Source organism: Leifsonia xyli subsp. cynodontis, assembly GCF_050632205.1.
Lineage (GTDB): Bacteria > Actinomycetota > Actinomycetes > Actinomycetales > Microbacteriaceae > Leifsonia > Leifsonia xyli_D.
The window spans coordinates 3,073,280-3,086,161 of record NZ_CP192578.1 but is presented as its reverse complement, the minus strand read 5'-3'; the positions used below and the strand labels follow the sequence as shown (position 1 = coordinate 3,086,161).

The following is a 12,882-nucleotide window of genomic DNA, read 5'->3' as shown; positions in this document are numbered from 1 at the left end:
GTGTACGCTGTACACCATGTCAAGAGCGACCCTCACCGCCGATCGTGTGATCGACGCGGGGCTGGCGCTCGCCGACGCCGACGGCCTCGACGGTCTGAGCATGCGCACCCTCGCGCAGCGGCTCGGCGTCGTGCCGATGGCGCTGTACAAGCACGTGTCGAACAAGGACGAGCTGATCGACGGGATGGTCGACCGCGTCTGGGCGGAGGTCGAGCCGCCGTCGCCCCCGTTCGCCTGGCGTGACGCCATGCGCCGGCGCGCCGCATCCCTCCGGTCGGCCCTGCTCCGCCACCGGTGGGCCGTCGGGCTGATGGAGTCGCGGATGCGACCGGGCCTCGCCAACCTCAGTCAGCACGACGCCATGATGGGCTGCCTCCGCCGCTCGGGCTTCTCGTTCCGCACCGCCGTGCACGTCACCTCCGCCCTCGACGCCTACGTCTACGGCTTCGCCCTGCAGGAGAAGACGCTGCCGTTCGACACCGCGGAGGAGTCGGGTGAAGTCGCCGAGCAGAAGCTCGAGGCGACGCCCCCGAGCTGGCGATGCAGTTCCCCTACCTGATGGAGGTGGTGGTCGAGATGTCCCGCGGCGGGTACGACTACGACGCCGAGTTCGCGACGGGGCTCGACCTCATCCTCGACGGTGTCGAACGGCTGCGCCCGGAGTGGGCGAGCGCCGGCCAGGGACCGGCTGCGGCAGAATGACCGCATGGCGGTGATCAGGACGGAGCGCGGGCTCGACCGGCTCGTGAACTTCTCGGACGCGACCGTCGCCATCGCGATCACGCTGCTCATCCTGCCGCTGGTGGACGCCGCGTCGCAGATCGGGGACGCGTCGTTCGGGCAGTTCATCGACCGCAACTTCTGGGAGATCTTCGCGTTCGTCGTGTCCTTCGCCGTCATCGCCCGGTTCTGGGTGGTGCACCATTCGATCTTCGAGTCGGTCCGCGACTACAACGCGTGGATCGTGTGGTTCAACTTCCTGTGGCTGATCGCGATCGTCACCATCCCGTTCAGCGCGAACGTGCTCTCGGCGAGCGCGGGTGAGCGGCCCGAGGTGTACGCGCTCTACATCGGCGACATGCTCCTCGCATCCGTCGCGACGAAGCTGATCGGCTGGGCGCTGTACCGGGAACCGGAGCTGATGACGGAAGCGGCCCGCAGCGATATCGACAAGACGCGCGGTTTCGCCGAGGTCATCATCATGGCGCTCGCGCTGGTCCTCGCCGTCCTGGTCCCGGCCGTGAACCTGTGGTGGCTGTTCCTGCTGTTCCTCGCGCGCCCGCTGCACGCGCTGCTGCGCCGGCTGGTGTACGGATCTTCCCAGAAGACGGCCTGAGGGCTAGCGTCGGGGCATGCGACCCAACATCTTCGTCATCCTGATCGCCCTGCTGGCGGCATACCTCCTCGGCGCCCGCGCGGGCCGCGAGCGCTACGAGCAGATCACCGGATCGCTGGCGTCGTTCTGGAGCGCGCCCGACGTGAAGAAGGCCCGCAAGAAGGCGCAGGCGCAGGCCGAGAAGGCGCGCAAGCGCTACGCCTGATCGTCAGGCCCGTCGCTCACGGCTCGTCGTAGTCGCCCTCGGTGTACTCGCCATCGGGCGCATCGACCGGCTCCTGGGCGTCCGTGTAGGTGCCCTCGGTCGCGGCCTCCGGTCCGACCCCCTCGGTCTCGGTGTACTGCCCGTGCACGGTGCGCTCGTGCGGCAGCTCGCCATCCACCTCGGTGTAGCTGCCCTCGAGGTTCTCGCGTGCGTCGCCGATCGGCTGCTCTGGGTTGCTCATACGAGGGACATTACGCCGTGCAGCCCGCAACTGCTACAGGTGGATGCGCTGTAGCCGCACACGTATCCCCGGCAGTATTCTTCGCCCGTCGTATCGACGATGGGCGGGCCGATGAGCGAAGAGGCACAAGCGGGCGAGTGGCCCCATCGCGTGCTTGAGTTGCGGATCCACGGCATCAAGAACACGCCGCCGACGGAGATCCTCGGGCACGAGCAGAGCGAGCTGCGGCAGACGCAGGGGGACGAGAACGGCGGCTTCTGGTGGGCGCCGAAGCAGGACGAGGCCGACCGCGACCCCGATGACCCACCCGAGACCGTCGATCCGGCCGTCCCTCCGGCGGGCGTGCGCACCGAGGCCTACTCGTGGGGCCGGCTGGCACGCTATGGCTCCGGGCCGATCCTGTTCATCGGGCAGCTCTTCGTGCAGCTCGCGTGGCTGCTGCTCGCGCCGTTCGGCCTGGCGAACACCGCGTACTGGACGCGCCGCATCCCGGCGCAGCGCCCCGGGGGCGAGTGGGATTCCGGGGTCGGCGGCGCCTCGCTGCGCATCTTCGCGCTCGGGCTGACGCTGCTGTACGTGTGCGCCCTCGGCTCGGTCAGCCTGGACCTGGGCGTGCAGTGCATCAGCGGTACGGCCTGCACGGCCCTGCCCGGGGGTTTCGCCGACTTCTTCAGCCAGCCGCCGCTCTCCTGGCGCGGGCCGCAGCTGGCGCTTCTCTCGCTCGTCCCGATCGGCGGTGTGCTGCTGCTGTTCCTCGTCTCGCGCCGGGCACGCGCCCGCTACGAGGCCGCGATCTTCGACGCTGCCGACCGGATGGGCGGGCGCGGCGTCCAGCGCACCGGGAAGCTGCGACCGCTCGCCTCGGAGGGCTTCTGGCGCACGGCCCGGGTGGGATCGCCGACCGAGCGGCTGCACCTCGCCGCGGCGTTCCTGCTGGTGGCCTTGCTGCTCGCGTGGGACCGGATGTTCGCGGGCACCGCCGCCTGCGCGAAACTGCAGACCTTCGTCTCGCCCGAGTGCCTCGTCGCGGCGGCGCAGAGGGGCGATCTGCCGATCCTGATCGGCGGGGTCGCCGCGGCCGCAGGCCTCGTGGCGGCGATCGTCTGCGTCGGCGTGCTAGCCGAGACGACGAATCCGGGCGGGGGTCCGGTGAACGAGTACCTGCGCGATCGCCTCCGCCGGACGGGAACGGTCACCGCCTGGATCCTCGTCGGCGGCGTCGTCATCTACGTGTTCGTGGGCGCATCCCTCTGGTTCGGCGGGCAGTACGAGGTGCCCGGCACCGGGGCGTTCCTCGGCCTCGCGACGGCGCCGTCCATCATCCTCGGGGTGCTGGTCGCCATCTGCATCTCGGCGCTGGGCTGGCGGCGCGGTGTGCCGCACTGGCTGTCGATCGCGCTGATGACCGTCGCCGGACTGACGTTCCTCGCCGGAGTGGCGCAGAACCCGGCGACGGTCGGGGGCCACCCTGGACCGCTGCGCGTGCCGCTGTTCGCCGTCGCCGCCCTGCTCACCGCCGCGCAGCTCGTCCTCGTCTGGTGGTGGCCGCGCTCGCCTTCCGGCCGCCGGGCCGGCCCGCCGGAGCGCTTCCGGGCCGAGGGCTGGGCGGGGATGGGGCCGGGCATCCTCATGCTCCTGTCGCTCGGGGCGGCGATGATCCTCTCCACCCTTCTCGTGCTCGGGGTGCAGGGCTGGCTGGTCAGCGGGTCGACTCCGTGCGGCTGCGTCACCGCGGGCCCGCACCACGTCCTCCGGCCTCCGATCGTCTACCACAACTTCGGTGACGTCCTCCCGTTCGTCGCCCTCGCGCTGGCGCTCATCGCCGCGGGCATCGCCCTCTCGCTGCTGCGCTGGATGCCGCGGCTGACGACCCCGCGCACGCTCGGGGGCCGCCGCCCGCTGCTGGAGCAGGTGGATGCGTACCGCGACGGCCGCATCGACGCCAGCACCACCGCCGACCGGCTCGCCCTCAAGATCCTGCGCGCGCGGCGCCTCGCCGCCCTCGTGCACCGCGGGGAGCCCATCCTCGGCATCCTCGCGGGCCTGCTCGCCGTCGACTTCGTCATCGCGCTCGCCGTGTCGTACTCGGTGCCGTTCCGGGCGGTCGACGCGCTGGTCGGGCCGGCCCTCACCGTGATCGCGGCGGCCATCCTCGCGGTGATCGTCGAGAACGCGCTCACGGCGAAGGAGCGCCCGATCAGCGTGATGTGGGACCTGATGTGCTTCCTTCCTCGCGCCGGGCATCCGTTCGGGCCACCCTGCTACGCCGAGCGCGTCGTCCCCGAGCTCCGCGACCGGGTGACCGACTGGCTGACCCACGACCTCACCCCGCCGGAGGGTCTCGACCTGGCGGAGCAGTTGCACTGGCGTGACCAGCAGCAGGACGACGCGCTCACCCGGGAGCGGCCGTTCAGCGTGGTGCTCTCGGCGCACAGCCTCGGCGCCGTGCTGGCCGTCTCGACACTGTTCACGCTGCGGCCGGGCGACGCCGAGCGGCTCCACAACGTCGGGCTGCTGACGTACGGCGCGCAGCTGCGCGTCTACTTCGGCCGGTTCTTCCCGGAGCTGTTCGGGCCGGATGCGCTCGGCACGCTCGGCTCGCGGCGGCCGCTGCTCGGCAAGGGCGACCCGTGGTTCACGCAGGTCGAACTCGACCAGGGCGGCGAGCCGGTGACCGTCACCCCGTCGGGCGCCGACGACCCGTCGCTCGTGCAGCTGCTGACCCAGCCCGACGGGTCCGTCGCCTGGATCAACCTGTGGCGGCGCACCGACTACCTCGGCTTCCCGATCAACAGCTACCGCCTCGACGACCGCCGCCCCGACGACCTCGACCGCGGCGCCGACGAATTCGGACCGCCGCGCTACCTCGTCAAGGTGGCGACGCACCCGGACTACCAGTCGGCGCCGCAATACCGGCAGGCGCTGCTGGATGTGATCGAGCGGCTCGAGGCGGTGCCCGGGAAGCCGGCGGCTTGAACTCGCCGCTTCACCCGGCGCCGCAGCAGCGCGATGCCCGTAATCACCATCAGCGCGGCGAACGCGGCGATCGCCGTCACCGGCCCGGCGTCGCTGCCAGTGCCGGCAAGCGGCGCGGCCCCATCGGCGGCCGGCGCCGGCGGTGCGGGGGAAGCGGGAGGAGTGCTGGACGGAGGAGTGGTCGGCGGCTGCGGGACGACGACGATCGGCGGGAGTTGCACATCGGCGGAGCCCGGCTCCGATGCGACGCCGCCGCCGCTGGGCGGCTCGCCGTGCGCGGTCGCTTCGGTGGTCACGATGCCTTTCGCCGCATCCTCGTCGGTCAGCACGTAGGGCGCCGTGCACACCATCGATTCGCCCGGCAGCAGCATCGTGAGCGGGCACACCGGGACCGGCTGCGGGCCGCTGCCGCTGAACGCGGTGGTCGTGACGCCCACGGTCGTCAGGGTCGTGTTGCCGGTGTTGGTGACGACGTATTTGAAGGTCACGGTGTCTCCCGCGTGCCCGCCGCGGATGGAGCCGCTGACGTCGATCGTGATGTCCGATGTCTGCCGAGCCGTCACCTGGGCCGACGACTCGTCGGAGGTGACGACGCCGGACGGCGAGTCTGCGTGCGCGACCGAGGTGTTCATCACCCGGCCCGCGTCGATGTCCGCCTGTGTGAAGACGTATTCCACGGTGCAGGCCACCGTCGCCCCGGGCGCGATGCTCGCCGGGCAGGTCGGCGCGCCCAATGTTCCCGTACCGCTGAACGCCGTCTCGGTGATGCTCGGGTTCGACAAGGTGGCCGCCCCGGTGTTCGTCAGCGCGTAGGAGAAGGTGACCGGGTCTCCGGCCTTCGCCACCGACGTCGGCGAGACCGACTTCACCAGTTCGAGCGCACTGACCCCGTTGGCCGTCAGCTCAGCGGTGGAGGAGTTGGATGCGACCGGCGCGCCCCCGCCGACGTCGCGTTCGCGACCGCCGTGTTGGTCACATGGCCGGCGTCCACGTCCGCCTGGGTGACCGAGTAGTGGGCGGTGCAGGTCGTCGATTGGCCCGGTGCCAGGACCGTGACGCCGCAGACCGGGGTGGTCATGGTGCCGGTCCCGGAGAACGCCGTCTCGTCGATGGCCAGCGCGCTGACGGACACGTTGCCGGTGTTGCTCACCTCGAACCGGTAGGTGACGGTGTCGCCGGCGGAGGCGACGGTCACCGGATCCACTGACTTGTGCAGGGTGAGTCCGGGATGGGCTGCCAGCGGGACGACGGCATCCGACGGCGGTGAGGAGACCGGTCCGTTCGGCGCGGTCCCGTTCGCGATCGCCGCGTTGGCGACGGTGCCGGCGTCCACATCCCCCTGCGTCACCGTGTACTCCGTCGTGCAGACGGCCTGCGCTCCGGGCGGCAGCGCTCCGGGCGGGCAGATCGGCGCCGGCAGCGGCCCTGAGCCGCTGAATGCGGCCTCGTCGATGGCGATCGCATCCACGGTGACGTTGCCCGTGTTGGTGACCACGAAGCTGTAGGTGACCTTCTCACCGGCGACGAGCGGGCCGTTCCCGGTGAGCTGGCCGGTCTTTTTCAGAGCGAGGGTCGCCTGCTGGTCGGCCGGGACGATGAGGAAGGCGTCCGGAGGGCGGACGGTGCTCCCATCGGGTGCGGTGCCGCTCGCGGTCGCCGTGTTGGCGATCGCTCCGGCGTCGAGGTCGGCCTGCGAGGCCGCGTACGAGACGGTGCACGTCATCTGCTCCCCGACCGCCAGAGTCGTCTGCGGGCAGGCGAGGGCGGAGAGCCCGCTGTCGGTCGCCGGCGCCTGCATGGAGTCCGTGACCTGGATGCCCGCGATCGTGACGTTCCCCGTGTTGCTGACAGTGATGGCGTACGGGACCACTTGCCCGACGTGGGTGACCGTCGTCGTGGCCGAGGACTTGGTGAGCGCCAGGGCGGGTGCCGGCGTCGTTGGGATGGTCAGGTCGTCGGGCGGCGAGGTCACGGGGCCGCCGCCGGGGGCGAGGCGACGGCGGTCGCGGTATCGGCGACCGAGCCGTGGTCGATGTCTGCCTGAGTGACCGTGTACGTGGCGGTGCAAGTGGTGGATGCGCCCGGAGCGAGGGTCGTCGTCGCGCAGACCGGTGCGGCATCCAGTGCTCCGGCGGGGGCCGTCTGCGTGTCGGCCACCTGCACGCCGGTGAGGGTGAGTCCTCCGGTATTCGTCACCGTGAACGTGTAGGCGATGACCTGCCCGGCGGCGGAGACGTCGGTGCGGTCGGCCGATTTCACGAGAGACAGGGATGCCGTCGCGGGCGCGGGAATGGTGAGGCCGTCGGGCGGGGAGGTGACGGTGCTGCCGCCGGCGTCTGCCGAGGCGACGGCCGTGTCCGCGACGGAGCCGTGGTCGATGTCCGCCTGGGTGACGGTGTACGTGGCGGTGCAGGTGGTGGATGCGCCCGGAGCGAGCGTCGTGGCAGCGCACGTGGGCGGCGCGTCCAGTGCTCGGGCGGGGGCCGTCTGCGTGTCGGCCACCTGCACGCCGGTGAGGGTGAGTCCTCCGGTGTTCGTCACCGTGAAGGTGTAGGTGACGACCTGCCCGGCGGCGGAGACGTCGGTGCGATCGGCCGTCTTGACCAGGGCGATGGCGGGCTGCGCATCCACCGGCAACGTCAGGTCGTCCGGGGGCGAGGTGAGATCGGGGCCGCCGTCGGCGGGCGAGGCGCTCGCGATGGCGGTGTCGGCGACGGAGCCGTGGTCGAGGTCGGCCTGCGTCACGGTGTAGGTCGCCGTGCAGGTGGTGGATGCGCCCGGGGCGAGCGTCGTCGCGGCACAGCTGGGCGGCGCATCCAGTGGACCGGCCGGCGCCAGCTGCGTGTCGGCCACGCTGAGGGAGCTCAGGGTGAGCGCCCCGGTGTTCTTCACGGCGAATGTGTACGTGACCACCTGGCCGACAGCGGAGACGGTGGCCGTGTCCGCGGTCTTCTGCAGCGTGATGGAGGCCGTCGCGTGCTCCGGGATGCTCAGGTCGTCGGGCGGAGAGGTGATGGAGCTGCCCCCGGCGATGGCGGAGGCGGTGGCGGAGTCGGCCACGGAGCCATGATCGAGGTCGGCCTGCGTCACCGTGTACGTCGCGGTGCAATCGGTGGAGTCGCCCGGCGCGAGGGTGGTGGCCGCGCACGTCGGCGGCGCGTCCAGGAGTCCGGCCGGTGCGGTCTGCTGGTCGGCCACGCTGAGCGAGCTGAGGGTGAGCGCGCCGGTGTTCGTGACGGTGAACGTGTAGGTGACCACCTGGCCGACGGCGGAGATCTCGGTGCGGTCGGCGGTCTTGACGAGCGCGATTCCCGGCTGTGCGTCGGAGGGGATGGTGAGGCCGTCCGGGGGCGAGGTGACATCGGGGCCGCCGTCGGCGGGCGAGGCGCTCGCGATGGCGGTGTCGGCGACGGAGCCGTGGTCGAGGTCGGCCTGCGTCACGGTGTAGGTCGCCGTGCAGGTAGTGGATGCGCCCGGGGCGAGCGTCGTCGCGGCGCAGCTGGGCGGCGCATCCAGTGGACCGGCCGGCGCCGTCTGCTGGTCAGCCACGGTGAGGGAGCTCAGCGTCACTGTTCCGGCGTTCGTGACCGCGAACGTATACGTGACCACCTCGCCGACCGTGGAGACAGTCGCGGTGTCTGCTGTCTTCTGCACCGTGAGCGAAGCGGTCGTGTTCGCGGGGATGGTCAGGGCGTCGAAGGGAGAGAAGACGTCCGGTCCTCCGTCCGCCGGTGAGGCGCTCGCCATCGCGGTGTCCGCCAGAGAGCCGTGGTCGAGGTCGGCCTGCGTCACCGTGTACGTGGCGGTGCAGGTGGTCGATGCGCCGGGGACGAGGGTCGTCGTGGCGCAGGTGGGGGGCGCATCCAAAGCGCCGGCGGGCGCGCTCTGCTGGTCCGCCACGCTGAGCGCATTGAGGGTGAGCGCCCCGGTGTTCGTCACCGTGAACGTGTAGGTCACCACCTGGCCGACGGTGGAGACGGTCGCCGTGTCCGCGGCCTTCTCGAGCGAGAGCGACGCGGGGGCCGCCACGGGGATGGATAGCGCGGACGGTGGGGAGACGACCGGCGGGAGCGTGCCCGGGGGTGAGCCGTGGGCCGTCACGGTGTCCGCGACCGAGCCGTTGTCGAGGTCCGCCTGGGTCACCGTGTAGGCGGCGGTGCAGGTGGTTGAGGCTCCCGGGAGGAGCGCGGAGTCCGCGCAGACAGGTGCTGCGTCGAGGGCGCCGGCCGGTGCCGTCTGCACATCATCGACGCCGACGGTGTCGAGCGCCAGTCCTCCGGTGTTCGTCACGGAGAACGTGTACCGCACGACCTGCCCCACGTGCGTGATCTCGGTCGTGTCGGCGCTCTTCACCACGGCGATGTCAGGCGACGGCGTCGCCGTGAGATCCATGTTCGTATTCATGAAGCCGGCCGGCAGCAGAGGGTTCAGCAGACCCGCCGGGTCGGTAGCCGCCTGCGGGGGCTGATTCCCGCCGGTGATCGTCCCGTCGGCGCTTGTCGTGTACGCGAACGTGACCGGGAAGCTGCTCAAGCCCACGCTGGCCGCTGCGCCGGAGGGATCGTTCTTGTTGCCCTGCGTCTCGCCGATCGCGAGGGTGCTCGTCGCGCCGATCGACAGTCCCTGCATCCCCGCGAGCGGTCCGCCCGGGGCGAAGGCACTGGCCGGGATGCGCACGGTGTACGTGCCCGCCTGAAGCCCCTCCACCATCCAGCGGCCGGCCGACGAGGTCTGTGCCGTCGCGACGACGGTTCCGCCGCTGTTCAGCACCTCCACCGGAACTCCCGCCACAACGGTGTCGGCCGCGTCGTAGACCCCGTTCACGTCCCGGTCGACCCAGACGAGGTCGCCCACTGACCAGCCCGGCATCAGCACGTACGGTTCGTTCGACGGCAGCGGCTGGTCGGGGAATGTGGCGGAGAAGATCTCGGCGCGGTTCACGTACAGACTGTTCAGGACGGGCGCGCCGGCCACCTGCGCCGGGTTCGCGGAGGAGGGGATGAGGGCGCGCACCACCTGGCCCTGGGCGAGTTGGGTGGACGACACGAAACGCACGGCGGTCACGGCCGTGAAGCCCGGGCCGGCCGCGATCTCCGCGGCGGTCTGCCACAGCCCTCCGGGGTTCTCCGGTCCGCTGTTCACCGGGTTTCGTGCGTCATGCGGAATGGTCGAGGGGTCAGCCGTCGCGTAGTACCAGGTGCCGGGAACCGCTCCCGTCGCTCCTCCGGTGTATGTGGGCTGCGGGAGCGCCGCAAAGATACCTTCCGTCCCCGTGTAATCCGACGCGTAATGGTCCCGCTTCGACAGGGAGCCGCTGGCGGCATCCCCGTTCCAGGGAAGCACGTCGATCAGGTCGGGCGCAGCGAACGGGATGTTGGTCGTCGTGTTCGACCAGTCCAGCCGCCACGTGAAGGTCTGCCCTGGCGAGACGAGCGGGCGATCCACCGACTTCTGGAGCGCGAGCTGGCCCGTACCGTTGATCGTGATGGACGCGGTGATCGTGTTCGAGGGCGCGTCAGGCGTTGACACGGTGGCCGAATTGACGATGGCCGAACCGGGTATGGCCAGCATCGACACACGTGTGCACGCCGTCAGTTGAGGGAGCCGGTACGGCACTCCCGTGTCAGGGATCGTGACGTCGCCGTAGCTGAACGTGGCGACGCGACTCACCGGGTTGTATGCGACGCTCACCCCCGCGGGCAGCGCCGCCTGGGTGCACGGCACGTCGAGCTCGAGTGAGGCGGGCAGCGTGTCGGTGACCGTCAATTGCCGTACGGTTTGCCCGGGGCCGCCGGCGCTCACCTGCGGCGCGAGCGTCCACGGTACGCTGTCGCCCGGCAAGTACTGGGTTTGCGGCGTGGACTTGGTGAGCAGCACCTCCAACGGGAAGTACCGCAGCAGCGCCTCGGTGGTGGACCAGTTCTCGGCCTTCGTGGGGTCGGTCCATCCGCCTTCGTTGAGGGCGGCGACGCCGAAGGGGATGTCCTGGCCCGCGTGGGGTCCGCCGTTGTAAGTCGATCGCGCCCGGAGCACGAAGCTGAGCAGCAGAGACGAGCTCGGAGGCAGGAAGGTCGCCGGGTCGATCGGGCGCATCCGTACCATGTTGACCTTGTCGCGCCAGTCCGCACCGAATGAGGTCGGGTCGGTTGACCACGGGCCGTACGGTCCTGGGGTCTGGTTCCCCGTCAGCGCCGCGGCTTTCAGATCGGTGGAGGTGTATGGATACGCGCCATTGACCGGAGGGCCGCTCTCCAAATCCGTGGTGTCGGGCCCCACGGCGTACTCGATCAGATAGCCGGCGGGAGGTGTGCTGGGGAGCGTGTCGATCCGCCACAGCGACACGTCGAACACGTCGACCAGTATCGGGTTGGTGATGGTCGTCTGCGCGTCCGTATTGAGGGCGACGCGCGTGCCGGTTCGGTTCCCGGCGCTGGCCGTGGGTGAACAGCATCCGCCCAGCAGGGAGAAGTACGCCTTGCCGCTGCCGGGAATGCCCGGCGTCGGCGGCTGGATCTGCAGGTTGGGGCCGTTCAACACGTTGTTGCCGGACGCGGTGGTTCCGTTCCAGCCCGGCTCGAACCCTGTGCCGTAGTTCAGCTGGCCGGACGCGTCGTGATACCCCTCGGTCCCGATGATCTGGTCCCCCACGGCGAAGGAGCCGGTCGGGACGGGTTGGCCGAGCTGCCAGGTCGGGTCGATGAGGCGGTATGCATCCTGCAGCGGCACGAAGAACCGCATGTGGTATCCGCTCGTCTGCTGTGCCGAGAGTCCCGTGATCGTCGCCGTCGCGCCGCCCGTGCCGACGGGGGTGCCTTCCGGCGGGCAGGCGATCGCACCGGGGGTGGCGCCGAGTCCCGTGCCTCCGCCGTTCTGCGTCGGTCCGCAACTCAGCATCAGGGCCGTGGGAATGTTCAGGCGGTTCGTGAAGGTGAGGGGCGAGACGAGTCCCGTCTCGCCCTTCGAGGCGGTCGGCGCGATGACGATGAGGTCGCTGATCACATAGCCGACCTGCTGCTGGCCGTTGATCGTGGCGGTCGTCGGGCTGGTCGTCGTGAACCAATCGCGCTTGCTGACATCCCAGCTGGGGACGCCGGTGATCGTCACATCCGGGTTCACGACGGTAGCGGATTGCACGGCGTCGCCGCCCGCCGCGCGCGCACTCGCCGTGAGGTGGAAGGTGGAGTCGTTGAGGGAGTTGTTGTTGGGCGTGACCGTCACCTGCAACGGGGCGACGGCCGACGTGAAAGTGCCCATGTTGCAGTGAAGCGAGACGGAACCGTCGGGATTGGTCTGGATGCTGGACGCCGGGGTGACGCCGCTGGTCAGACACCCGGTCGGCAGGCCTCCGGCTCCCGGGCCCGTGAACGCGACCTGCGCACCGTTCGCCGAGGATGCCGTGATGTCGAGCACGACGTTGCTCACCGAGCCGCCCGTCGGCAGGCCCGTCAGCGAAACGGAGAAGAACTGAGTCGTGGAATCGGAGGTGCGCACGAGGCAGTTGGATGCGCTCGAATCCTTACCGCCTCCGTCCGTCGCATCGAAGGGCGCCGTGCCGGTGACGATCAGGTTCTGGCAGGCGCCGCCCTGCGTGACGAGAGGCGCGACCTGGATGGTGGCCAGCGGCTGCATCCCGGCATCCAGCCCGGTCGCCTGCGTTGCGCCGCTGATCGTCTGCGGCAGAGTGACACCGAGCTGGGGCTGGCCGGGCGCCGGAGCGCCCGCGGAGGCGAAGTCATTGTCTCCGGCGCGCGTCGACGGGAAGGTGAATTGGATCGGAGCCGTGACCTGCACCACGTAGGCGCCGTCGGCGGGGCTGGTGAAGGTGTAGCGCCCCTGCGTGTCGGTCGTGGTAGTGCCGGCCACCGCGCCGCCCGGGGACGTCAGCAGGGTGACGGTGACGCCGGACTTCACCAGCTCGCCTGCGTCCCGGACCTGGTTCTGGTTCGTGTCGGCCCATACGGTGCCCGAGATCACGCTTCCGGGCCCGGCCAGAGCTGGCAGCGCCCCAGGGAATACCACGCCCAGGCTCACCGCGATGAGAGTCGCGAGAACGAGCGTCGACCAGCGAAACCAGCGCGAGTGCATGGGAGACCTCCCTGGTGCCGGAAACTACCCGCGGGAAGG

General features: G+C 70.6%; 9 protein-coding genes. 5 read left to right on the top strand and 4 right to left on the bottom strand.

Going from position 1 to position 12,882, the window contains the following annotated elements; all coding sequences use genetic code 11:
• Positions 1-16 precede the first annotated feature (16 nt).
• From ACQ86M_RS15360 to ACQ86M_RS15345, 4 genes are read left to right on the top strand one after another with little or no spacing between them, the layout of a single operon-like run.
• The gene (locus ACQ86M_RS15360; RefSeq protein WP_431246070.1) at positions 17-559 is read left to right on the top strand and encodes a TetR/AcrR family transcriptional regulator C-terminal domain-containing protein; all 543 of its coding nucleotides are present in this window, start codon (positions 17-19) and stop codon (positions 557-559) included.
• On the top strand, positions 541-702 hold the full coding sequence (locus ACQ86M_RS15355) for a TetR/AcrR family transcriptional regulator C-terminal domain-containing protein (protein WP_431246069.1): 162 nt from the start codon (positions 541-543) through the stop codon (positions 700-702). The genes ACQ86M_RS15360 and ACQ86M_RS15355 overlap by 19 nt, the downstream gene beginning before the upstream one ends.
• 4 nt (positions 703-706) lie before the next feature.
• Positions 707-1,336 carry a TMEM175 family protein gene (locus tag ACQ86M_RS15350; RefSeq protein WP_431246068.1) on the top strand — a complete coding sequence of 210 codons (630 nt, stop codon included), beginning with the start codon at positions 707-709 and terminating at the stop codon, positions 1,334-1,336.
• A 16-nt stretch (positions 1,337-1,352) separates the two neighbouring features.
• Complete coding sequence (locus ACQ86M_RS15345) at positions 1,353-1,541, top strand: hypothetical protein (RefSeq protein ID WP_431246067.1); 189 nt, start codon at positions 1,353-1,355, stop codon at positions 1,539-1,541.
• 16 nt (positions 1,542-1,557) lie between these two features.
• Here the strand turns inward: ACQ86M_RS15345 and ACQ86M_RS15340 are convergent, their stop codons facing one another.
• Entirely contained in the window at positions 1,558-1,782 is a 225-nt protein-coding gene (locus tag ACQ86M_RS15340) for a hypothetical protein (protein WP_431219483.1), read from the bottom strand.
• Positions 1,783-1,932: 150 nt separating this feature from the next.
• Here ACQ86M_RS15340 and ACQ86M_RS15335 point away from each other — a divergent pair, with 150 nt between their 5' ends.
• On the top strand, positions 1,933-4,758 hold the full coding sequence (locus ACQ86M_RS15335) for a hypothetical protein (RefSeq protein ID WP_431246066.1): 2,826 nt from the start codon (positions 1,933-1,935) through the stop codon (positions 4,756-4,758).
• Here the strand turns inward: ACQ86M_RS15335 and ACQ86M_RS15330 are convergent.
• From ACQ86M_RS15330 to ACQ86M_RS15320, 3 genes are read right to left on the bottom strand one after another with little or no spacing between them, the layout of a single operon-like run.
• Entirely contained in the window at positions 4,674-5,627 is a 954-nt protein-coding gene (locus ACQ86M_RS15330; RefSeq protein ID WP_431246065.1) for a DUF7507 domain-containing protein, read from the bottom strand. The two genes, ACQ86M_RS15335 and ACQ86M_RS15330, sit on opposite strands and share 85 nt — an antisense overlap.
• Positions 5,628-5,656: 29 nt before the next feature.
• Positions 5,657-6,730: a DUF7507 domain-containing protein gene (locus tag ACQ86M_RS15325; RefSeq protein WP_431246064.1), complete on the bottom strand. Its 1,074-nt coding sequence runs from the start codon at positions 6,728-6,730 to the stop codon at positions 5,657-5,659.
• Positions 6,727-12,843, bottom strand: coding sequence for a DUF7507 domain-containing protein (locus ACQ86M_RS15320; RefSeq protein WP_431246063.1), 6,117 nt, complete (start codon positions 12,841-12,843; stop codon positions 6,727-6,729). Before ACQ86M_RS15320 ends, ACQ86M_RS15325 begins: the two co-directional genes overlap by 4 nt.
• Between the last annotated feature and the right edge of the window lie 39 nt (positions 12,844-12,882).

Excerpts from the sequence above, each read along its gene's own strand:
- ACQ86M_RS15360 (WP_431246070.1), top strand. The coding sequence starts at position 17 with ATGTCAAGAGCGACCCTCACCGCCGATCGTGTGATCGACGCGGGGCTG.
- ACQ86M_RS15355 (WP_431246069.1), top strand. The coding sequence starts at position 541 with ATGCAGTTCCCCTACCTGATGGAGGTGGTGGTCGAGATGTCCCGCGGC.
- ACQ86M_RS15350 (WP_431246068.1), top strand. The coding sequence starts at position 707 with ATGGCGGTGATCAGGACGGAGCGCGGGCTCGACCGGCTCGTGAACTTC.
- ACQ86M_RS15345 (WP_431246067.1), top strand. The coding sequence starts at position 1,353 with ATGCGACCCAACATCTTCGTCATCCTGATCGCCCTGCTGGCGGCATAC.
- ACQ86M_RS15340 (WP_431219483.1), bottom strand. The coding sequence starts at position 1,782 with ATGAGCAACCCAGAGCAGCCGATCGGCGACGCACGCGAGAACCTCGAG.
- ACQ86M_RS15320 (WP_431246063.1), bottom strand. The coding sequence starts at position 12,843 with ATGCACTCGCGCTGGTTTCGCTGGTCGACGCTCGTTCTCGCGACTCTC.